Genomic DNA, 19,359 nt, shown 5'->3' on the forward strand with positions numbered 1-19,359 from the left:
GGATCCGGACCGCGCGTGCAGTTCCGGCCGGATCCCTCTTTGCCTGAACCTTCCATTGGAGGCTCACGATGGAACAGATAATCGCCAACGGTCTCTACCTCGGGGCGCAATATGCGTTGATCGCCCTTGGTCTGACGCTGATCTTCTCGCTGATGAACGTGCTGAACTTCGCCCACGGGCAGATGTACGTCTTCGGCGGCTTCGTCACCTACACGGTCGTCGTGCAGCTCGGCCTGCCCTTCATCGTCGGCCTCTTCGCCTCGGCGATCGTGCTTGCGGTCATGGGCGCGGCCATCGAGAAATTCCTCTTCGCGCCGGTGGTGCGCCGCTCAAAACGCGATGAATCGACCATGCTGCTTGCGGCGGGCATCGCCTTCTTCCTCGATGCCGTCATCCTGCTGTTCTTCGGCGAAAAGCAGCGCGGCGTGCCGAAGATCGTCAACGGCGTGCTCAATCTCGATATGCGCATCATCATGCCTTATGACCGTATCCTGATCGGCGTTCTCGCCATCCTGCTGATCGTGGCCTTCATCGCCTTCATGCACTACTCCCGGACCGGCCGCGCCATGCGCGCACTCGCCCAGGACAAGGTAGCCGCCCAGTTGATGGGCGTGAATGTCTCCCGTTACTCGATGATCGGCTTCGCGCTCGGCGCCATGCTGGCCGGCCTGGTCGGCGGGCTGCTCGTCACGATCACCGGCGTCAATCTCGGCATGGGTGGCCCGACCTCGGTCAAGGCCTTCCTGATGATCATGATCGGCGGTGCGGGCGTGATTTCCGGCGCGATTGCCGGCGGGTTCATCCTCGGCATGATGGAGAGCGTCGGCCTCACCGTGCTGTCCGCCTATGGCGATATCACCTACCTCGTCATCTTCGCCTCGTTGATGGTGTTCCTGGCCGTCCGCCCGCAGGGGCTGATGGGCAAGCCGTGGGGTTGAGGCGATGATCGGTAAAAAACTCCTTGGCTTTATCGCCTTCCTCGTCGTCGTCTTCGTGCTGGTGCCGCTGTTCATCAGCGCCACGGGACGCTGGGACTTCTTCTACACGCTGACTTCGGTAGCACTTCTTTCCGTCGGTGCTGCCGGCGTCTGGCTCACCTTCTATATCGGCCGCATCAATATCGGCCAGGGCGCCTATGCCCTGATCGGCGGCTATGTGTCGACCATCCTCGTCACCCAGGCGAACGTCTCCTTCTGGTTGACGCTGCCGCTGGCGGGCCTGTTCTGCGCCATCATTTCGGTGGCGATCGGCTTTCCTATCCTCAGGCTCCGCGGCGTCTACTTCGCCATGGTCACGCTGGTATTGACCGAGGTCGCGCGCCTCACGGCACTCGCCCTTCCCATCACCAACGGCGCGAAGGGCATCACCTCCATCCCGCTGCCCGGCGAACTGTCGATCTTCGGCCTGACGATCATCCCGGCCTTCGGAACGCTGTCCAATCCGCGCTTCGGCTTCTACATCATGGCCGTGCTCCTGATGATCATCACCTACCTGGTGCTCTGGCGCATCGTGAACTCGCGGCTCGGGCATCTCTGCCGCAGCCTCCAGCAGAACGAGGAACTGTCGGCCTCGATCGGTGTCAACACCGCCTATCTGCGGGTGCTCGCCTATGCGATCTCCTCGTTCTTCGGCGGCATTGCGGGCGCCATGTTCGCCTCCATCGCGCAGTCGATCTATCCGTCTTCCTTCGTGGTCGCCGATAGCGTGAACTTCATGCTCTACTGCTTCCTCGGCGGCCTCGGTTACGTCTTCGGCCCGATGCTCGGCACGCTGCTCCTCTATTTCGGCTGGGACCTGCTGTCGATCGCCCGCGAATACCAGCTCCTCATCTACTCCGGCGTCATGATCCTGCTCATGCTGGTCCTGCCGAACGGTGTCTTGAGTCTTCTCGACAAGAAGGAGGGCAGCAGATGACACCCATCCTGCAAATCAAGAACATCACCAAGCGCTATGGCGGCCTCACCGCGGTCAACGATGTTTCCTTCGACGTGAAGGCGGGGGAAATCCTCTCGGTGATCGGTCCGAACGGCGCCGGCAAATCGACGCTGTTCAAGCTGATCTCCTCCTTCGTGCCGGCGACCTCCGGCGAGGTGCTCTTCAACGGCGGGCGCATCTCCAGCCTCGCGCCCCACAAGGTCGCGCAGATGGGGGTCGTGCGCACCTTCCAGGAAACGACGATCTTCCGCTCCATGACGGTGCGCGAGAACATCATCGTCTCCCATCACCTGCGGTCCAAGGCGAGCCTCTTCGGCTTCTTCCTCGGCACGAAACAGGCGAAGGAAGACGAGGCGGCCTTTGCCTCCTCGGCAGACGATATCGTCGACTTCCTCGGGCTCCAGGCGATCCGCAACGAGCTCGCCTCCAACCTGCCGCAGGGGCACCTGCGCGCGCTCGGCATGGCCATCGGCCTTGCCACCGATCCGAAGGTCATCCTGCTCGACGAACCCTTCGCCGGCATGAACCACGACGAGACGATGAAGATGGTGGGCCTTGTCCGCCGGCTTCGCGACGAGCGTGGCGTCACCGTTCTCCTCGTGGAGCACGACATGCCCGCGGTGATGAAGATCAGCGACCGCATCGTGTGCATCAACTTCGGGCAGAAGATCGCCGAAGGCACGCCCCAGGAAATCCGCGAGAACGAGAAGGTGATCGAAGCCTATCTCGGTTCCGAAGATGCTGCGATCGGGATGTAAGCCATGACCAAGATCTTGAGTGTTGAGAATGTCGAGCTCTACTACGACCACATCTACGCGCTGAAGGGCGTCTCTATCGACGTTGCGGAAGGCGAAACGGTCGCGCTGATCGGCGCGAACGGGGCGGGCAAGTCCTCGATCCTGCGGGCGATCACCGGTCTTCGGGGCATCAAGTCCGGCCAGATCCTATACCAGGGCGAACGGCTCGACGGCACGTCGGCCGCCGATGTCGTGCGCAAGGGCATCTCCATGGTGCCGGAGGGGCGGCGCGCCTTCCCGCTGATGTCGGTGAAGGACAACCTGCTGATGGGCGCCTTCACCCGCTCGGACAAGGCGGAAATCGAGCAGACCTTGGAAAACGTGCTGACGCGTTTTCCGCGCCTGCGCGAGCGTTATCACCAGCAGGCCAGCACCATGTCGGGCGGCGAGCAGCAGATGATGGTGATCGGCCGGGCGCTGATGGCCCGCCCGAAACTCCTGCTGCTGGACGAGCCCTCGCTCGGCATTGCGCCGAAGCTGGTGCAGGACATTGCGCGCGCCATCGTTGCCATCAGCCGCGACGAGAAGGTCTCCATCCTGCTCGTCGAGCAGAACAGCCGCATGGCGCTCTCCATCTCCAACCGCGCTTACGCCCTTTCCACCGGGTCGATCGCGCTATCAGGCAATTCCAAGGACCTGATGAACGACGACCGCATCAAGGCTGCCTACCTCGGAGGCGAACTCTGACATGAAAATCCTCGTCATCAACCCCAACACGACCGCATCGATGACGGCGCATATCGGGGCGGCGGCGCGCAACGCCGCTTCCCCCGGCACCGAGATCGTAGCCGTCAACCCGGCGCACGGCCCGGTCTCCATCGAGGGCTATTTCGACGAGGCGATGAGCCTCGCCGGCCTGCTTTCCACCATCCGCAGCAATCCGGATTGCGACGCCGTGGTCATCGCCTGTTTCGACGATACCGGGCTCGATGCGGCGCGCTGCCTCACCGACCGGCCGGTCATCGGCATCGGCGAGGCGGCCTATCACTTCGCCTCGATGATCTCGAACAAGTTTTCCGTGGTGACGACGCTGGCACGCTCCGTGCCGGCGCTGGAGCACAATCTTTCGCGCTATGGCCTTTCGGTCCGTTGTGCCCGCGTGCGGTCTTCGGAAGTGGCGGTGCTGGAACTGGAGCAGCCGGGCTCCAACGCGCGTCAAAAAATCAGTGCCGAGATCGGCCTTGCGGTCAGCGAGGACCGGGCGGAGGCCATCGTGCTCGGCTGCGCCGGCATGGCGGGCCTGGCGAACGACCTTGCGCAGGAACACGGCCTGCCGGTGCTCGACGGCGTCACCTGCGCGGTGAAGCTCGCTGAGGCCATGGCCGGCCTCAACATGCGCACATCCCGGCTTGGCGGCTATGCGCCGCCGCCGGCCAGCAAGCTCGAGGCGGCTCTCGGTTAGTCGAAACTTACGCGAAGAGCGGAACGCGATCGGGCGATCGCATTCCGCTTCGTGTGCCGCGGCCTATTTGCCAGCGTTGTACTTGGCGTCGACCTCGTTGATCGCCTGGACGTTGCCGGCCGAGCGGCCGTTTTCGTCGAAGGTCTGGGCAAGATAGGCGTCGGCGATCGCCTTGGCGAGCTCCGTGCCGATGACGCGGGCGCCCATGGTGATGATCTGGGCATTGTTGGAGAGTGCGGCGCGCTCGGCGGAATAGGTGTCGTGCGTCAGCGCCGCGCGGATGCCCGGAACCTTGTTGGCCGAGATGCAGACGCCGATGCCGGTGCCGCAGACGAGGATCGCGCGGTCGTATTCGCCGGCGATAACGGCGGAAGCGACCCGGTCGGAGAGGGTGGCGTAGAACGCATCCGGGCCGGCATCGGTGCGCGAGACTTCGTGCACGTCGTGGCGGTCCTTCAGGTGATCGGCGAGAACCTTGGCGAGGCCTTCGCCCGCGCTGTCACCGGCAATAGCGAGTTTCATGGAAATTCTCCTTTCAGATGGTGGCGGCTGAGCGCGCCAGGATGTCGAGATAGCCTTCAACCTTCCAGGCTGAGCGGCCGATGAAGAGCCCGTCGATGTTCGGGCAGGCGATCAGCTCCTCGCAGTTCTGCGGGTTGACCGAACCGCCATAGAGGCAGGGAATGCGGCGGCCGAGGACGCTTTCCGCAACCTCGGCGATTTCGGCATGGCGCGCATCCGCATAATCCGCGGTTGCTGGAATGCCCTTTTCACCGATCGCCCAGACGGGTTCGTAGGCGAGCAGGATTTCCGCCTGTTTCTGCGTCGTGTCGAGCCGCGCAAGCGCGCCCCGCACCTGCTGCGCCAGCACTTCGGTCGCATGGCCGCCTTCACGGTCGGCGAGCGTTTCGCCGATGCAGATCAGCGGCACGAGGCCATGGCGCACGGCGGCCTCCGTCTTGAGGCCGACCGTCTCGTCCGTCTCGCCAAAATGTTCGCGGCGCTCGGAATGGCCGAGTTCGACGATATCGAGGCCGCAATCTTTCAGCATCACCGGCGAGATTTCACCCGTCCATGCGCCTTCATCGGCCCAGTGCATGTTCTGTGCACCGACCTTGACGGAGGTGTTTTGGAGCATCGCCTTCACCTCGCGCACGGCCGTGAAAGGCGGGATGATGAAGCGCTGGATGCGCGGGTCGCGAGCGCCATCCGCGGCAGCGAGGCCGTCTGCAAAAAGCTTCGCCTCGGCAAGCGTCTTGTTCATCTTCCAACTGGTGCCGACCCAGAACGTCATGTCGTTGTCTCCTTGGCAATCGTCACCACGGTCTTGCCGCTGCCGAGTTCGGCGGCGGTATCGTGGGGCAGGGGTTTGTCTGAAATGACCGTGTCGAATTCCGCGAGATCGGCCAGCACATGCAGGGCCGTATGGCCGAAGCGGCGGCTGTTGATCAGCAGGCAGGTCTGGCGGCTGGCATTCATCATCGCCCGCTTGGTGCGCACCACCGCCTCGTCCATGTGGTAGGCGAGCCGGCCGGTGGCGGCGGGCGCCGAAACGAAGGCGATGTCGGCGCGCAGGCGCGACAGTGCCTCTTCCGTGACGATGCCGAAATAGGCATTGAATTTTGCGGAATAGACGCCGCCGAGGCCGATCAGCGTGACGCCGGAGACGCCCTTCAGGCGCTCCATGATCGCCGCGTTGTTGGTGATGAGCGTGATCGGCTTTTTCAAAGCCAGCACGTCGCCGAGCACGGAGGCCATCGAGCCGTCGTTGATCATGACCGTCATGCCGGGCTCGACCAGCTCTGCTGCGGTCTCCGCCAGCGCGCGCTTGACGTCGGCCTCCTGCAATTCGCGAAACCGGAAATCGCTCTCGAACTGGGTGCCGGCATCGATCGTCGCGCCGCCGCGCACCTTTCGCAGCACACCGGCGCGTTCGAGATCGTCGAGGTCGCGGTGGATGGTCATCTTGGAGACGCCAAAGCGCGCCGCGATGTCGTCGAGTTCGACGGCCCGGCTTTCGATCAGAAGGTTGATGATCTCCTGCCTGCGCTCTTCCCGTTTCACCGCGTTCTCCATCTTCACGCCGTGGGGAGGTCTATAACACCATTCTTCGCAGAATATAACACAGATTTTGTGATTTTGTGATTTTCTTACGGGGTGCCTTGTAACAATGCGTGGGCCGTACGCTCGTCCGTGATCAGGCCGTAGAGCTTGTTGCTATGAAGCACGGCGCGGATGGCCTCGGTCTTCACCGGCCCGCCGGCAATCGCGACGATCCTGTCCTTGCCGTTCTCGGAGAAGGATGCGGAAAGCGTTCTCGCGGTCACCGACGTCTGCAGGATGCGGCCCCGGTTGTCGAAGAAGTGGCCGAGCAGTTCGCCGACGCCGCCGAGGCTGGCGATCTCCTCCAGTTCATCCGGCTGCAACATGCCGGATTTCACGAGGTGCGCCTGGTTGTCGACGGTGCCGATACCGACGATCTTGAGGTCGGCGCTGCGGGCGAGATCGAACACCTCGCTGACACCGCGCTGGGAGAGCAGCACCTCGCGGTCCTCCTCCGTGTTGGCGAAGAAGGGCACGGGCATGACATAGGCCTGCGTGCCGGTCTTTTCGGCCAGGCGATGCATGACGTCATAGGGATTGGCGGCGTAGTTGCGGGTGAGGCCGCCGAGCAGCGAGACGAAGCGCGTGCCGCTCGCGCTGATGCGCGGCAGGTGGCGCACGGCGGCCGAGAGCGTGCGGCCATGGCCGAGGCCGATGACGGACGCCTCGCCGCGCTCGATCTCGCGCCGCAGGAAATTCGCGCCGGCCTGGCCGAGCGTCGTCAGCGCCAGCGGGTCGTCGTCGATATCGGGCGACACTTCGCAATAATCGAGCCCGTAGCGGGTGGAAAGCTCGACCTCCAGGTTGGCGCATTCCGCGATATCACCGTCGATGCTGACCTTCACCACGCCTTCGGCGACCGCACGCGCGATCAGCCGGTGCGCCTTCACCGAGGGGATGCCCAGGCGCTTGGCAACGGCGGACTGGGTGAACCCGCCGACATAGTGCAGCCAGGCGGCACGGACGGCGAGGGAGTCTTCATTGTCGGTCATCAGCGATGTCCTGCCTTGCTTTGCAACCGGAAGCGGTTTTCAGGTCCGTCTTAGCAAGTGGCCGTCGGACGGTCAGCCCAGCTTGAGATCGGAAACGCCGGTATCGATATGGGGTGCCCAGAAGGCGATGCTTTCGGCGATCTGCGGAATGACCTCACGGTCGTTCGGCTCGCGCTCCTTGAAGGAGAGTTCCAGGCAGATCTCATTGTCCACCGCGCCGCCCTCCGCAAAGGCCTTGAGCAGCGGTTCCGGCTGGATGCGGCCGCGGGCATTGAATTCGGCGGTGAACGGCCGGTGACCGCCCTTGTCCATCAGGCTTTGCTTGATGTGGATGATTGGTGAGATTTTCGGCACCGCGCGCGCCCAGGCATAGGGGTCGAAGTCGTCAGGGTTGCTGGAGGTCACGTCGCCATGGTCGATATCGGCCATCATCCACATGGGGATCGCCATGTCCGCTGCGGTGAGGCGATCCTGAAGCTTTACGCATTCAGCGATGGTTTCGCCGAATTCGCGGCCGATGCTCATCGGCTCCCAGAAGACATAAGACAGGCCGGCGCCCTTGGCGTGCTCGGCGACTTCCGCCCAGCAGTCGATGGCGATCCGGATCAACTCCTCGCGGCGCGCCGGATCATCGAAGTCCTTGTAGGTGAAGATGGCGAACTGGGTGCCGACGGAGGTGCCGCCGAGATCGCCGATGATGTCGGAAAAGATCTTGAACCAGTCCACATAATAGCGCCGCACATCGGCATCCGGATGGCCGAAATGGTTGAGCCGGCCGTAAGGGCCGGTCATGCCGGAGGTGACGCGCACGCCGGTGCGCTGGAGCGCTTTTTCCATCTGCCGCGTCAGCCGGCGGATCGTCGAAGCGTTCCAGCTCGGGTTGATGAATTCATGCGTCAGCTGGAGATCGCGCAGGCGCAGGTCGCGCGCGACGGTCTCGATCAGGTCGTCGGGATCGGCGAAGCGGTTGACCAGCGGATTGGTGTTGAGCGAAAGCGTCAGCGGCATGGTCGTCCTCAGGCGGCGGCAAGGCGGGCGGAATGGAACCAGTCGGCAAAGGCCGCACGCTCGGCTTCCGTCAGGTGCAGGTAGTGTTTGGTGCGGCGGTAGAGGATGTCCTCAGCCCTTTGCGCCCATTCGGTCGCGACGAGATAGCGCGCTTCCGCCTCATAGAACTGCCCGCCGAAATGCCGGCCCAGCCCGTCGAGACTGGTGGCGCCGGCGACGACATTCTTTGCCCGCGTGCCATAGAGGCGGCCATAGTGATGGACCAGCTTGCGCGGCATCCAGGGATAGGTGTCACGCAGGCTGTTGGCGAAGGTTTCGTAGTCGGCTCCGGGCATGTCGCCGCCGGGGAGCGGCGCCTTTTCCGTCCAGTCGCCGCCCATGTTCGGGAAGATGTGCGCGAGGCGATGCAGGCCGCGTTCGGCGAGCTCGCGGAAGGTGGTGATCTTGCCGCCGAAGACATTGAGCAGCGGCGCGCCGCCGGTCTCGTCTAGGTCGAAGACATAGTCGCGGGTAACGGCGGAGGGGTTGCCTTTGCCGTCGTCGAACAACGGGCGCACGCCGGAGAAAGAATGCAGCACATCCTGCCGGTGCAGCTTTTCCTTGAAATAGCGGTTCACGGCCTTGAGCAGGTAGTCGATTTCCGTCTCGTCGGCGGAGACATCCTCGGCGCGGCCTTCGTAGGCGATATCGGTGGTGCCGATCAGCGCCTTGTCGCCCTCGTAGGGGTTGATGAAGATGACGCGCTTGTCGTGGTTTTGCACCAGATAGGCATTCGAGCCCGCCCAGAATTTCGGAACGATGATGTGGCTGCCCTTGACGAGGCGCACATTGCGGCTGGAATTCGAACCGGCGACGCGGTTGATGACGTCGGAGACCCAGGGACCGGCGCAGTTGACGAGGCATTTGGCGCGGAAGGTGCGGGTTTCGCCCGTCACGCTGTTCTTCGTCGTCACGCTCCAGGCGCCGTTCTCGCGGCGGGCGGAGACGGTGGGCGAGCGGGTCAGCACCACGGCGCCTTTTTCGGCGGCACCCACCGCATTCAGGGTCACGAGACGCGCGTCGTCCACCCAGCAATCGGAATATTCGAAGCCGCGGGCATATTGATCGAGGATCGGCGTGCCTTCGGGGTCGCGGGCGAGGTTCAGCGTGCGGGTGCCGGGCAGCTTCTTGCGGCCGCCGAGATGGTCGTAGAGGAAGAGGCCGAGCCGTACCAGCCAGGCCGGGCGATCTTCCGGGCTGTGCGGCAGCACGAAGCGCATCGGCCAGATGATGTGCGGCGCTGCGTTGAGCAGCACCTCACGCTCGATCAGCGCCTCGCGCACCAGCCGGAATTCGTAATATTCGAGGTAGCGCAGGCCGCCATGCACCAGCTTGCCGGAGCGCGAGGAGGTGCCTTCGGCCAGATCGTCCTTTTCGCTGAGGACGACGGAAAGGCCGCGGCCCGCCGCATCGCGCGCGATGCCGGCGCCGTTGATGCCGCCGCCGATCACGAAGAGGTCAATAAGCTCGGGCTCGTTCATCAAATTCTCCTTCGGCACCCCTTGGGAAGGCGCAATCGTCATTCGTGTCAGCGCGCGGCCAGGATGTCCCAGGCGGGCGCGATGCCCCGGCGAACATCCGCATAGGCGGCAAAGAGGCGCGTCATGCGTTCGGTGTCTTCGGCTTTCGGTTTTTCGGCCTCACCGAGTTCGGGCGTCACCCAGTCGGCGATGCAATCGTCCATGGTGCGGTAGGCGCCGATGGCGACCGCCGCCATCATCGAGGCGCCGGCCGCACCCGCCTCCTCACGAAGGCTCATGCGGACAGGCGCGCCAAGGGCGGCGCCCAGCGTGCTGCGCAAGGCCGCCGAGCGGGCGGCGCCGCCGCTGACGCGAAGCTCCGATGGCAATGCGCCCATCGCGGCGTAACAATCGCGCGTCGCCATGCCGAGGCCCTCGACGACGGCGCGCACAAGGTCCGGATAACGGTGGCGGCTGGCAAGGCCGGTGAAGTTGGCGCGCGCCCGCGCATTGACGAAGGGGCCGCGCTCGCCGGCCTCGGAAATATAGGGGTGGTAGAGAATGTTGCCCGGCTTGCTTGCGGCAAACCACGGGTCGACGCGGGCGATCATCTCGTTGAGGCTGACCGTCACGCCGAATTCGCCGAGCAGGTCGGCGCCGAGCTGGAGCAGCCAGTCGAGATTGATCGTCGCACCCATGTTCGTCTGCACCTGGGTGACGACGCCCGGGATCGGAAGCGCGATGACATAGCCGGTGCGCTCGGCATTCAACACCACCTCGGAGACGGATTTGGCGAGCAGGTGCACGCCGGTCGAGCCGATGGCGGAGCAGGCGGCGTTGCGGCCTTCGCTGCGCACGCCCGCACCGAGCGCCGTCATGCACATATCGACATAGCCGAGGCAGACGGGCGTGCCCGCCTTGAGGCCGGAAGCGGTTGCGGCTTCCGCCGTCAGCGGGTGGGTGGTTTCCGTGCCTTCGATCACCTCCGGAAGCAGGGCGCGGCGGTGCGTCAGGCCGAGGGCGGCGAGCACGTCGCTGTCATAGCAGCGCGTACGGAAATTGCCGAAGGTGAAGCTCACTTCGGAGGGGTCGGTGGCGCGGATGCCGGTCAGGTTCAGGTAGAGCCAGTCCTTGCAGTGCATCGCCGTCTCGGCGCCGGCCAGCAGCTCCGGAAAATAGCGGTCCATGTGGGCGAGCTGCGTGCCCTGCTGGCAGGTGTTGAGGCCCGTGCCGGTCGCCTCGAACCGTGCGCGGTCGGCCTCGGTCGCGGCAAGCCGTTCGACGGTGGGTGCCGCGCGGGCATCGAGCCACAGCCAGGCGTCGCCCGCCGGGCGGTTGCCGGCGCCGACGAGCCAGGTGCCGTCGCCCTGGGCGGTGATGGCGATGGCGGCGGTGCGCGCGGCGAGGCCTTCGACCTTGTCGGCGAGGCCGCGCAGGGCGCGCGTGCAGTCGAGCCATGTCTGGTCGAGGGATTGCGTGACGGAGCCGTCATCGCCGGTGGTGTAGGTGTTGCGCACGGAGGCGCTGGCGACCTGGCGGCCGGCGAGCGTGAAGGCGACGGCCTTCATGACGGACGTGCCGGCGTCGATGCCGATGATGAGGTCTGCGCGTTCAGTCATGCCTGCTGCTCCACGGACCGCACGACGACGCACGTCGCTTCGCCTGACCCGAAACAGAGCATGATTTCCTCCCGAAATTCTCTCGCGAAAGTGCGCGTGGTCCCTTTGTACCGCAGGGCAGAGGTCCTGCGACCTGTTTCAGAGGATTTACCACGGGCCTCCCGGACCTCATAACGAACATAACACAAAGATACCTTATGTCTCGTAAAATTTTGCGCACCAAGAATTTTTTTTCAGGTATGATAGAGAGAGGAAATAAGAGCGCTTGGTGGCTTCTTTCGTAGGGCGCTACCGTCGCCAACCGTCGTTGCCCTTGGAGGAATGGCGCTTCAATCGTAACGAAATTCAGATTTTTATCTAATAGAATCTGGTAGTTGTGCTGCTTATCTTTCGGTTCGTCGGAGTGTTTCGCGTACAGTGCGCCTCTGCATCGAGCGTTCATTTCAATGCACAGGTTCGCCTTTTCATGACGAAATAGTGAGCATATGATCGAAGCCTAAGCGAAAAAGCCCAATTGACAGGCTGTGTTAATTTAACATATATACTGCGACATATAACATGCAGATATCGCAACTGCGAAGATGTGTGCAATGCAGCGCAAGGCGGGTGAGGAGACCTGGCCGGCGCCGTTCATGGGGAGGTCATCATGACATGGTCTTTACGGAAGAGAGCGATGCCTGGGCGCTGCGCTGCGCGTCCACCCGAGGGCCTGCCTATGTCATCGGCCTGTCGCCGGCATCCCCGCTGAAACCGTCCATCCCATCCAAGGCCAATCGACATGACTGACACCACGATTTCCAAATCGCCCCAGCCCGCGAAGAGCTATCGCTGGATCGGTGGCGTCGCCGTCGTCGCGCTGCTCGTGGCCATGGCGCTCGACACGACGATCGTGCAGATCGGTTCCGAAAGGGACGTGCAGGTGCAGCGGTTCTCGCCGGAAGCGTTTGGAGCCGAGCAGTTCCCGCTGATCAAGCAGAGCGTCGAGACGCGGGCCGTCGAGGCCGCGGAACTGGCGCAGGCGATCACCGCCGACAAGAAGGCGGCGGGCGAGAAATACGGTGTCGCGACCTCCGTCGGCCCGGTCTTCTCCGTCAAGTTCACCGGCGTCGTCGGCGAGCGCAAGGCGAACTACAACGTCGTCGCCGTCGAGGGGCTTCCCGCCGAGCTGACGCTGCGCGTGCAGACCGGCCCGGCGCTGAACGGCACGGACCTGCGCGATGCCACGGGCCAGATCGAGTTCGGACAGTTCAAGAACCAGATCGAATACCAGGATGCCGGCTCGGCCATCAACAACGAGGTCAAGAAGGTCGTGCTCGGCAGCCTCGATCCGGCGGCGCTCACCGGCAAGACCGTGACGGTCATCGGCGTCTTCAAGCTCGTGAATCCGAAGAGCTGGATCGTCACCCCCGTGAGGATCGACGTCCAATGAGTGCGCTCGATGGCTCGTATCAGAAGGGTGAAGTCGTTCTCGCCGCGCGCAACGTGGCGAAGGCCTACGGCAATATCCATGCCCTCAAGGGCGTGAACTTCGACATTCACCGCGGCCAGGTGACGACGCTGTTCGGCGAGAACGGCGCCGGCAAGTCGACGCTGATGAAAATCCTCTCCGGCGTGGTGCAGCCCACCTCCGGCGAGATCGTCCTAGATGGAGAGCCAATCGTTTTCGCGTCATCCTCCCAAGCACGTGATCGCGGTATCTCCATCATCCATCAGGAGCTGAGCCTCGCTCCCAACATGAACGTGCGCGACAACATCTTCATGGGTCGGGAGATTATGACGGCGACGGGCGTGGACTTCGCGGAAGAAGAGCGCCAGACGCGTCTCCTGATGGCTGAATTGGAAGAGAACATCGATCCGCTGACCCCCGTCGAGGACCTGCGCCTCGGCCAGCAGCAGATCGTCGAGATTGCGCGCGCCCTTTCGGTCAATTCGCGCATCCTGATCATGGACGAGCCGACCTCGGCGCTGTCGGCCACGGAAGTGGAAGTGCTGTTCAAGGTCATCCGCGACCTCACGGGCCGCGGCGTGTCGATCGTCTATATCTCGCATCATCTGGAAGAGGCCTTGCAGATCACCCATCATGCGGTGGTGCTGCGTGACGGCGCGATGACGGCCTATGCCGAGCGCAAGGATATCGATCTCGAATGGATCGTGCGCCATATGGTCGGCGACAATTTCGACCTCGGCTCGCCGCCGACCGGCTACGAGAAGGGCGATGTCGCGCTGTCGATCGAGGGCATCACCGTACCGGACCCGGCGGGCGCCGGCTATTCGGTGGTGGACGGGCTGTCGCTCTCGGTGCGCGCCGGCGAGATCGTCTGCATCTACGGCCTGATGGGCGCGGGGCGCACGGAACTGCTCGAAGCGGTGGCGGGCCGCCTGAAGGCATCTGCCGGCAAGGTCGTGCTGAAGGGCCGGGACGTTACAGGGCAGTCGATTGCAAGCTGCATTCGCGACGGCCTCGTTCTGGTGCCGGAAGACCGGCAGCGCGACGGCCTCGTGCAGACCATGACGGTCGGCCGCAACCTGTCGCTCGCCAGCATCGGCGCCTTCACGCGCCGCCTCTTCACCTCGACTTCGCGCGAGGCGGGGCTCGTCGGCGAGGCGATCCGCAAGGTCCATATCAAGACGGATGGCGGCGGCGCGCCGATCGGCTCGCTCTCCGGCGGCAACCAGCAGAAGGTGGTCATCGGCAAGATGCTGGCGACCGATCCCGAAGTCATCCTGCTCGACGAGCCGAGCCGCGGCATCGATATCGGCGCCAAGGCTGAGGTCTTCAAGCTTCTCGCCGAGCGCGCAAGGCAAGGGCTTGCCGTCGTCTACACCACCTCCGAGGTCGGCGAGTGCCTGAGCATCGCGCACCGCATCCTCGTCATGCGGCGCGGCCGCATCTCCGCAGAATTCGGTCCTGATGTGACCAAGGAACAGATCATGGCCGCCTCTGGCGAAGCCGTGCATGCCCATTAGGAGCGCTGAAGCAATGTCAGTCACACCTGCAATCGACACAAAGGCAGCGGTTCGCGGCGGCAAGCGCAAGAAGGGCTTTGTCGAGCTTCTGTTCGAAGGCCGCGCCTTCTTCGCGCTCATCGCCATCATCGTGGTCTTTTCGGCCATGTCGCCGAATTACCTGACGGTCAGCAATTTCCTGATCATGGCCTCGCATGTGGCGATTTTCGGCCTCTTGGCGATCGGCATGCTGCTCGTCATCCTGAACGGCGGCATCGATCTGTCGGTCGGATCGACGCTCGGCTTGGCTGGCGTGGTCGCGGGTTTCCTGATGCAGGGTGTCACGATCCCGCAGATCGGCGTGATCCTCTATCCGTCGGTCTGGGTGGTGGTCGTGCTGACCTGCCTGCTCGGTGCTGTCGTCGGCGCGGTCAACGGCGTGCTCATCGCCTATCTGCGTGTGCCGGCCTTCGTCGCGACGCTCGGCGTGCTCTATGTCGCCCGCGGTATCGCGCTGCTCATGACCAACGGCCTCACCTACAACAATCTCGGCGGTCGCCCGGAGCTTGGCAATACCGGCTTCGACTGGCTCGGCTTCAACCGGCTGGCTGGCGTGCCGATCGGCGTGCTCGTGCTTCTCGTCTTCGCCGTCGCCTGCCACATCCTGCTTGCCCGCACCGCCTTCGGCCGCTGGCTCTACTCGTCGGGCGGCAACGAGCGTGCGGCGGAACTTTCCGGTGTGCCGGTGAAGCGCGTGAAGATTGCGGTCTATGTGCTGTCGGGCATCTGCGCGGCCGTCGCCGGTCTGGTTCTCTCCTCGCAGCTCACCTCCGCAGGCCCGACGGCCGGCACCACCTACGAGCTGACGGCGATTGCCGCCGTCGTCATCGGCGGTGCGGCGCTGACCGGCGGTCGCGGCACGGTGATCGGCACCATGCTCGGCGCCTTCGTCATCGGCTTCCTGTCGGATGGCCTCGTGATCATCGGCGTCTCGGCCTACTGGCAGACGGTTTTCACCGGCGCCGTGATCGTCACCGCCGTCCTGCTCAACAGCCTGAAATACGGCCGCCGCTAAGGAGCGACGGCTGACTGGAACCGACCGCGACCGGGAGAGGTGGATCGATGATCGGCCTGGCAGCGGAAAGTATTGCCGATAATCGGCGCAACCGGGCTCGACAAAGGGCCGGCCTCAACAAAGGGAGTGAGACCATGTTCAAAAAAGGTATGCGTGTACTCTTCGCAGCAACTGCCGCTCTGCCGCTGCTGTTCAGCACCGCCTGGGCCGAAGGCCTGATCACCGTCATCGTCAACGATCCGTCGAACCCCTACTGGTTCACGGAAGGCGAAGTCGCCAAGAAGACGGCCGAAAGCCTTGGCTACACGGCCAATGTCGGCGCCCACAAGGGTGACACCAACACCGAAAGCAACCTGATCGACACCGCGATCACCAACAAGTCGGTCGCGATCATTCTCGACCCGGCCAATGCCGATGGTTCGGTCGGCGCGGTCAAGAAGGCCGTTGCGGCCGGCATCCCGGTCATCCTCGTCAATGCCGAGATCAACCAGGAAGGCCTCGCCAAGGCGCAGCTCGTCTCGAACAATGCCCAGGGCGCAGCGCTTGGTGCCCAGCAGTGGGTCGAAGCGGTCGGCGACAAGGGCAAGTATGTCGAGCTCTTCGGCGCTCCCTCCGACAACAACGCCGCAACGCGCTCGAACGGTTACGAAACCGTTCTGACGCAGTACCCGGATCTCGAAAAGTCCGGCAAGGAAGTGGCTGACTGGGACCGCACCAAGGGCCATGCCAAGATGCAGTCGCTGCTTCAGGCAAACCCGGACATCATCGGCGTGATCAGCGGCAATGACGAAATGGCGCTCGGTGCCATCGCCGCTCTCAAGGAAGCCGGCAAGCTGGAACAGGTGAAGGTCGGCGGTTTCGACGGTTCGCCGGATGCCGTCGCCGCCATCAAGGCTGGCGAACTGCAGTACACCGTGCTCCAGCCGGTTGCCGTCTTCTCGGAAGCTGCCGTCAAGCAGGCTGACAACGTGATCAAGAACGGCTCGACCGGTGTCGACACCGAAAAGCAGCTGTTCGATTGCCTGCTGATCACCAAGGACAATGTCGACAAGTACACCGCTCCCTTCGTCCTGAGCGAGTAATCGAGACCGGGAGCGCCTTTTCGGGGCGCTCCCATTTCGCACCCGGGTCGTCCGGGGCCAGCTTGGCATTTTCCTTGCCGCCCGATACGAGATACGAAACGCTATCCTCGAAGCATGGCAGGGTCTCCCCGTGAACAAGAAAGTCGACGTCAAGGATTTGCTTTCGGAGGAGCTGCCGAGCGACAGCCGCCATGCGCGCCAGCTTGTGCGCCGCCAGATGATCGCCGAGACGGTCATCGCCGAAGGTTCCATCCGCATCGAGGACCTGACCGAGCGTTTCGGCATCAGCCTGATGACGGCGCACCGCGATGTCGACGAACTCGTCAGCCGCGGCCTGTTCCGCAAGACGCGCGGCATCGTTTCCGCAGCGCCCACCAGCCTCATCGAATCCTCCGACGTCTACCGCGCGACCAGGCAGGCGAAGGAAAAGAAGGCGATCGCCCGCGCCGCCATGAGCTTTGTGGAGCCCGGCCAGGCGATCTTCCTCGACGATGCGACCACCGTGCACGAGATGACGGCGTTCCTGCCTGCAAAAGTGCCGCTGACGGTTATTACCAATTCGCTCGTGCTTATCAACGAATTGAAGGACGTCAACGACGTCAACCTGATCTGTCTCGGCGGCCAGTTCTACAATTGGTGCAACGCCTTCATGGGCCATATCACAACCAACGAAATCCGCCGGCTACGGGCCGATACGGTCTTCATGTCGCTCTCCGCCATCGTCGACGACGTGGTCTATCACCAGTCGCCGGAGACCGTTGCCACCAAGCGGGCGATGTTCGAAAGCTCTGCCCGGCGTGTGCTTCTGGCGGACCACACCAAGTTCGAGCGGCGCGCGCTTCACCACTTCTCGACGCTCGAAGAGTTCGACGCGGTGATCGTCGACGAGGATATCCCAATCTCCCACCTGTCACGCATGCGCGCCAAGGGCATCAACGTCATCGTTGCGGACGGCGAGCGCGCCGGCTGACCGTTTGCGGGTTTGCCCTTTTCTCCATGCGGCCGATGTTGCATCTTCGCGGCTCAATGGCAGGCAAGGAGCAGACCCATGACCAAGATCGTCGATGATCCCGAGACCTTCGCGTCCGCGGCTCTGGCAGGGTTTTCGCGTGTTTATGGGCGCTATGTCCGGCTGGTGAAGGGCGGCGTGGTGCGCGCCACCGCGGTGCCGCGCGGCAAGGTGTCGGTCATCGTCGGCGGCGGTTCCGGGCATTATCCGGCCTTTGCCGGTTATGTCGGGCCGGGCATGGCGGATGCGGCGGTGGCCGGCGAAATCTTCGCCTCGCCCTCTACGGCGGCGGTCGCGCGGGTCTGCCGCAATGCGGACTATGGCGGCGGCATCATCCTCGGTTTCGGCAACTATGCCGGCGACGTGCTGAATTTCGGCGTCGCGGCGGAACGGCTACGGGCGGAAGGCATCAATGTCCGCATCGTCACGGTGACGGACGACGTGGCGAGTGCACCGGCGGACAGCCATTTGCAGCGCCGCGGCATTGCCGGCGATTTCGTCGTCTTCAAGGTGGCGGGGGCGGCTGCCGAGTCGGGTCTCGCTATCGACGACGTGGAACGCGTGACGCGGCTTGCCAACGCCCGCACCTTCTCCTTTGGCGTCGCCTTCGGCGGCTGCACGCTGCCGGGCGCCACCGAGCCGCTGTTCACCGTACCGAAGGGCATGATGGCGCTCGGCCTGGGCATCCATGGCGAGCCCGGCATTCGGGATGCGCGCATCGTGCCGGCGGGAGAACTGGCGAAACTGCTCGTGGAAACCGTGCTGACCGAGCGCCCGGCCGGTGCCCGCCGCGCTGCCGTGCTTCTGAACGGTCTCGGCGCCACCAAATACGAGGAACTCTTCGTTCTCTGGGGCGCCGTCGAAAGCCAGTTGCAGGCGGCCGGTGTGGATCTCATCGCGCCGGAGGTCGGCGAATATGTGACGAGCCTCGACATGCAAGGTTGCTCGCTCACCGTGATGTGGCTCGACGAGGAGTTGGAGCGCTACTGGCTGGCGCCCTGCGATACGCCCGTCTTCCGCCGCGGCGAGACGTTTGCGACCGAGCCGGCCGCGTTCAAGGCGGATGCAGATGACGAGGCGCCGACCTTCGGCCCGGCCTCCGGTGCATCGCGCGAAAGCGCCCGCTGCCTTGCCGGCATTCTCGATACGATGGTGTCCGTACTCTCCGAGGCAGAGGCCGAACTGGGGCGGATCGATGCCTTTGCCGGCGATGGCGACCATGGGCAGGGCATGCGGCGCGGGGCCAATGCCGCCCGCGACGCCATCAACCAGGCCGTCGCGAGCGGTGCCGGCGCGAAAAGCGCTCTCGCCGCGGCGGGCGACGCCTGGGCGGACCGTGCCGGCGGGACGTCGGGCGCGATCTGGGGCCTGCTGCTGCGTTCCTGGAGTTCGGCCTTCGCCGATGACACCGCCGTTGGGGATGCGGATGTCGTGCGTGGCGCACGTCTTGCGCTGGACGATGTCATGCGGCTCGGCGGCGCGCGGCTGGGCGACAAGACGCTGGTCGATGCCTTCTTGCCCTTCGTCGCGGCGCTGGAAACCGCCCGCAAGGATGGCCTCTCCCTGAAGGAGGCGTGGCACAAGGCGAGCATCACCTGTGACGAGGCGGCCCAGGCAACCGCGCCGCTGACGCCGCGGCTCGGCCGTGCGCGCCCGCTCGCCGAACGCAGCATCGGCCATCCCGATGCCGGCGCCGTCTCGCTGGCCCTCATCGCGAAGGCGATTGCCGCGCGCCTTTAAGCTGCTTCCATCGAATTGATTGTGAAGGTGCGCCGAACGTCCTGTGACGTTCGGCATTGCCGCATTGCGCCTTTGCGGTCGCATGCGCGCGCCTGTTATGCTCGCTGTGACATCACATATTTTTAGATACGCTTATTGACATGTTATACCAG

General features: G+C 64.0%; 19 protein-coding genes. 12 read left to right on the forward strand and 7 right to left on the reverse strand.

Annotated features, from left to right (window positions below; genetic code table 11):
* Nucleotides 1–68: 68 nt before the first annotated feature.
* From GB927_RS23580 to GB927_RS23600, 5 genes are read left to right on the forward strand one after another with little or no spacing between them, the layout of a single operon-like run.
* On the forward strand, nucleotides 69–938 hold the full coding sequence (locus GB927_RS23580; protein ID WP_256119668.1) for a branched-chain amino acid ABC transporter permease: 870 nt from the start codon (nucleotides 69–71) through the stop codon (nucleotides 936–938).
* A gap of 4 nt (nucleotides 939–942) precedes the next feature.
* On the forward strand, nucleotides 943–1,914 hold the full coding sequence (locus GB927_RS23585) for a branched-chain amino acid ABC transporter permease (RefSeq protein ID WP_256119669.1): 972 nt from the start codon (nucleotides 943–945) through the stop codon (nucleotides 1,912–1,914).
* Nucleotides 1,911–2,693, forward strand: a complete 783-nt coding sequence (locus GB927_RS23590; RefSeq protein ID WP_256119670.1) for an ABC transporter ATP-binding protein — start codon at nucleotides 1,911–1,913, stop codon at nucleotides 2,691–2,693. The genes GB927_RS23585 and GB927_RS23590 overlap by 4 nt, the downstream gene beginning before the upstream one ends.
* 3 nt (nucleotides 2,694–2,696) lie before the next feature.
* Complete coding sequence (locus GB927_RS23595; RefSeq protein WP_256119671.1) at nucleotides 2,697–3,419, forward strand: ABC transporter ATP-binding protein; 723 nt, start codon at nucleotides 2,697–2,699, stop codon at nucleotides 3,417–3,419.
* A gap of 1 nt (nucleotide 3,420) precedes the next feature.
* Complete coding sequence (locus GB927_RS23600) at nucleotides 3,421–4,134, forward strand: aspartate/glutamate racemase family protein (RefSeq protein ID WP_256119672.1); 714 nt, start codon at nucleotides 3,421–3,423, stop codon at nucleotides 4,132–4,134.
* Nucleotides 4,135–4,197: 63 nt separating this feature from the next.
* Here the strand turns inward: GB927_RS23600 and derI are convergent, their stop codons facing one another.
* The 7 genes from derI to GB927_RS23635 all read right to left on the reverse strand — a co-directional run bounded on the left by derI (nucleotide 4,198) and on the right by GB927_RS23635 (nucleotide 11,355).
* Nucleotides 4,198–4,656 carry a D-erythrulose-4-phosphate isomerase gene (derI, locus tag GB927_RS23605; protein ID WP_256119673.1) on the reverse strand — a complete coding sequence of 153 codons (459 nt, stop codon included), beginning with the start codon at nucleotides 4,654–4,656 and terminating at the stop codon, nucleotides 4,198–4,200.
* A gap of 13 nt (nucleotides 4,657–4,669) precedes the next feature.
* Nucleotides 4,670–5,428: a triose-phosphate isomerase gene (locus GB927_RS23610; protein ID WP_256119674.1), complete on the reverse strand. Its 759-nt coding sequence runs from the start codon at nucleotides 5,426–5,428 to the stop codon at nucleotides 4,670–4,672.
* The gene (locus GB927_RS23615; RefSeq protein ID WP_256119675.1) at nucleotides 5,425–6,198 is read right to left on the reverse strand and encodes a DeoR/GlpR family DNA-binding transcription regulator; all 774 of its coding nucleotides are present in this window, start codon (nucleotides 6,196–6,198) and stop codon (nucleotides 5,425–5,427) included. The genes GB927_RS23610 and GB927_RS23615 overlap by 4 nt, the downstream gene beginning before the upstream one ends.
* Before the next feature lie 86 nt (nucleotides 6,199–6,284).
* Nucleotides 6,285–7,229, reverse strand: coding sequence for a sugar-binding transcriptional regulator (locus GB927_RS23620; protein ID WP_256119676.1), 945 nt, complete (start codon nucleotides 7,227–7,229; stop codon nucleotides 6,285–6,287).
* A 72-nt stretch (nucleotides 7,230–7,301) separates the two neighbouring features.
* Entirely contained in the window at nucleotides 7,302–8,237 is a 936-nt protein-coding gene (locus GB927_RS23625) for a TIM barrel protein (protein WP_256119677.1), read from the reverse strand.
* 8 nt (nucleotides 8,238–8,245) lie between these two features.
* A complete protein-coding gene (locus GB927_RS23630) occupies nucleotides 8,246–9,757 on the reverse strand; it encodes a glycerol-3-phosphate dehydrogenase (protein WP_256119678.1) in 1,512 nt (503 codons plus the stop codon).
* 47 nt (nucleotides 9,758–9,804) lie between these two features.
* A complete protein-coding gene (locus GB927_RS23635; protein ID WP_256119679.1) occupies nucleotides 9,805–11,355 on the reverse strand; it encodes an FGGY-family carbohydrate kinase in 1,551 nt (516 codons plus the stop codon).
* A 651-nt stretch (nucleotides 11,356–12,006) separates the two neighbouring features.
* Here GB927_RS23635 and GB927_RS23640 point away from each other — a divergent pair.
* From GB927_RS23640 to GB927_RS23670, 7 genes are all read left to right on the forward strand, one after another.
* Nucleotides 12,007–12,141, forward strand: coding sequence for a hypothetical protein (locus GB927_RS23640; protein WP_256119680.1), 135 nt, complete (start codon nucleotides 12,007–12,009; stop codon nucleotides 12,139–12,141).
* Nucleotides 12,134–12,784: a DUF2291 family protein gene (locus GB927_RS23645; RefSeq protein WP_256119681.1), complete on the forward strand. Its 651-nt coding sequence runs from the start codon at nucleotides 12,134–12,136 to the stop codon at nucleotides 12,782–12,784. Before GB927_RS23640 ends, GB927_RS23645 begins: the two co-directional genes overlap by 8 nt.
* A complete protein-coding gene (locus tag GB927_RS23650; RefSeq protein ID WP_256119682.1) occupies nucleotides 12,781–14,322 on the forward strand; it encodes a sugar ABC transporter ATP-binding protein in 1,542 nt (513 codons plus the stop codon). The genes GB927_RS23645 and GB927_RS23650 overlap by 4 nt, the downstream gene beginning before the upstream one ends.
* Nucleotides 14,323–14,335: 13 nt before the next feature.
* Nucleotides 14,336–15,376 (forward strand): ABC transporter permease, encoded by a 1,041-nt coding sequence (locus GB927_RS23655; protein ID WP_256119683.1) that lies wholly within the window; start codon nucleotides 14,336–14,338, stop codon nucleotides 15,374–15,376.
* A gap of 134 nt (nucleotides 15,377–15,510) precedes the next feature.
* Nucleotides 15,511–16,458: a D-ribose ABC transporter substrate-binding protein gene (locus GB927_RS23660; RefSeq protein WP_256119684.1), complete on the forward strand. Its 948-nt coding sequence runs from the start codon at nucleotides 15,511–15,513 to the stop codon at nucleotides 16,456–16,458.
* Between the two features lie 217 nt (nucleotides 16,459–16,675).
* Complete coding sequence (locus tag GB927_RS23665; RefSeq protein WP_439617779.1) at nucleotides 16,676–17,428, forward strand: DeoR/GlpR family DNA-binding transcription regulator; 753 nt, start codon at nucleotides 16,676–16,678, stop codon at nucleotides 17,426–17,428.
* 78 nt (nucleotides 17,429–17,506) lie between these two features.
* Complete coding sequence (locus GB927_RS23670; protein ID WP_256119685.1) at nucleotides 17,507–19,207, forward strand: dihydroxyacetone kinase family protein; 1,701 nt, start codon at nucleotides 17,507–17,509, stop codon at nucleotides 19,205–19,207.
* The last annotated feature ends 152 nt before the right edge of the window (nucleotides 19,208–19,359 follow it).

It is taken from the genome of Shinella lacus, assembly GCF_010994755.1.
Taxonomy (GTDB): Bacteria; Pseudomonadota; Alphaproteobacteria; order Rhizobiales; family Rhizobiaceae; genus Shinella; species Shinella lacus.

Excerpts from the sequence above, each read along its gene's own strand:
- GB927_RS23580 (WP_256119668.1), top strand. The coding sequence starts at position 69 with ATGGAACAGATAATCGCCAACGGTCTCTACCTCGGGGCGCAATATGCG.
- GB927_RS23585 (WP_256119669.1), top strand. The coding sequence starts at position 943 with ATGATCGGTAAAAAACTCCTTGGCTTTATCGCCTTCCTCGTCGTCGTC.
- GB927_RS23590 (WP_256119670.1), top strand. The coding sequence starts at position 1,911 with ATGACACCCATCCTGCAAATCAAGAACATCACCAAGCGCTATGGCGGC.
- GB927_RS23595 (WP_256119671.1), top strand. The coding sequence starts at position 2,697 with ATGACCAAGATCTTGAGTGTTGAGAATGTCGAGCTCTACTACGACCAC.
- GB927_RS23600 (WP_256119672.1), top strand. The coding sequence starts at position 3,421 with ATGAAAATCCTCGTCATCAACCCCAACACGACCGCATCGATGACGGCG.
- derI (WP_256119673.1), bottom strand. The coding sequence starts at position 4,656 with ATGAAACTCGCTATTGCCGGTGACAGCGCGGGCGAAGGCCTCGCCAAG.
- GB927_RS23610 (WP_256119674.1), bottom strand. The coding sequence starts at position 5,428 with ATGACGTTCTGGGTCGGCACCAGTTGGAAGATGAACAAGACGCTTGCC.
- GB927_RS23620 (WP_256119676.1), bottom strand. The coding sequence starts at position 7,229 with ATGACCGACAATGAAGACTCCCTCGCCGTCCGTGCCGCCTGGCTGCAC.
- GB927_RS23625 (WP_256119677.1), bottom strand. The coding sequence starts at position 8,237 with ATGCCGCTGACGCTTTCGCTCAACACCAATCCGCTGGTCAACCGCTTC.
- GB927_RS23630 (WP_256119678.1), bottom strand. The coding sequence starts at position 9,757 with ATGAACGAGCCCGAGCTTATTGACCTCTTCGTGATCGGCGGCGGCATC.
- GB927_RS23635 (WP_256119679.1), bottom strand. The coding sequence starts at position 11,355 with ATGACTGAACGCGCAGACCTCATCATCGGCATCGACGCCGGCACGTCC.
- GB927_RS23640 (WP_256119680.1), top strand. The coding sequence starts at position 12,007 with ATGGTCTTTACGGAAGAGAGCGATGCCTGGGCGCTGCGCTGCGCGTCC.
- GB927_RS23645 (WP_256119681.1), top strand. The coding sequence starts at position 12,134 with ATGACTGACACCACGATTTCCAAATCGCCCCAGCCCGCGAAGAGCTAT.
- GB927_RS23650 (WP_256119682.1), top strand. The coding sequence starts at position 12,781 with ATGAGTGCGCTCGATGGCTCGTATCAGAAGGGTGAAGTCGTTCTCGCC.
- GB927_RS23655 (WP_256119683.1), top strand. The coding sequence starts at position 14,336 with ATGTCAGTCACACCTGCAATCGACACAAAGGCAGCGGTTCGCGGCGGC.
- GB927_RS23660 (WP_256119684.1), top strand. The coding sequence starts at position 15,511 with ATGTTCAAAAAAGGTATGCGTGTACTCTTCGCAGCAACTGCCGCTCTG.
- GB927_RS23665 (WP_439617779.1), top strand. The coding sequence starts at position 16,676 with ATGATCGCCGAGACGGTCATCGCCGAAGGTTCCATCCGCATCGAGGAC.
- GB927_RS23670 (WP_256119685.1), top strand. The coding sequence starts at position 17,507 with ATGACCAAGATCGTCGATGATCCCGAGACCTTCGCGTCCGCGGCTCTG.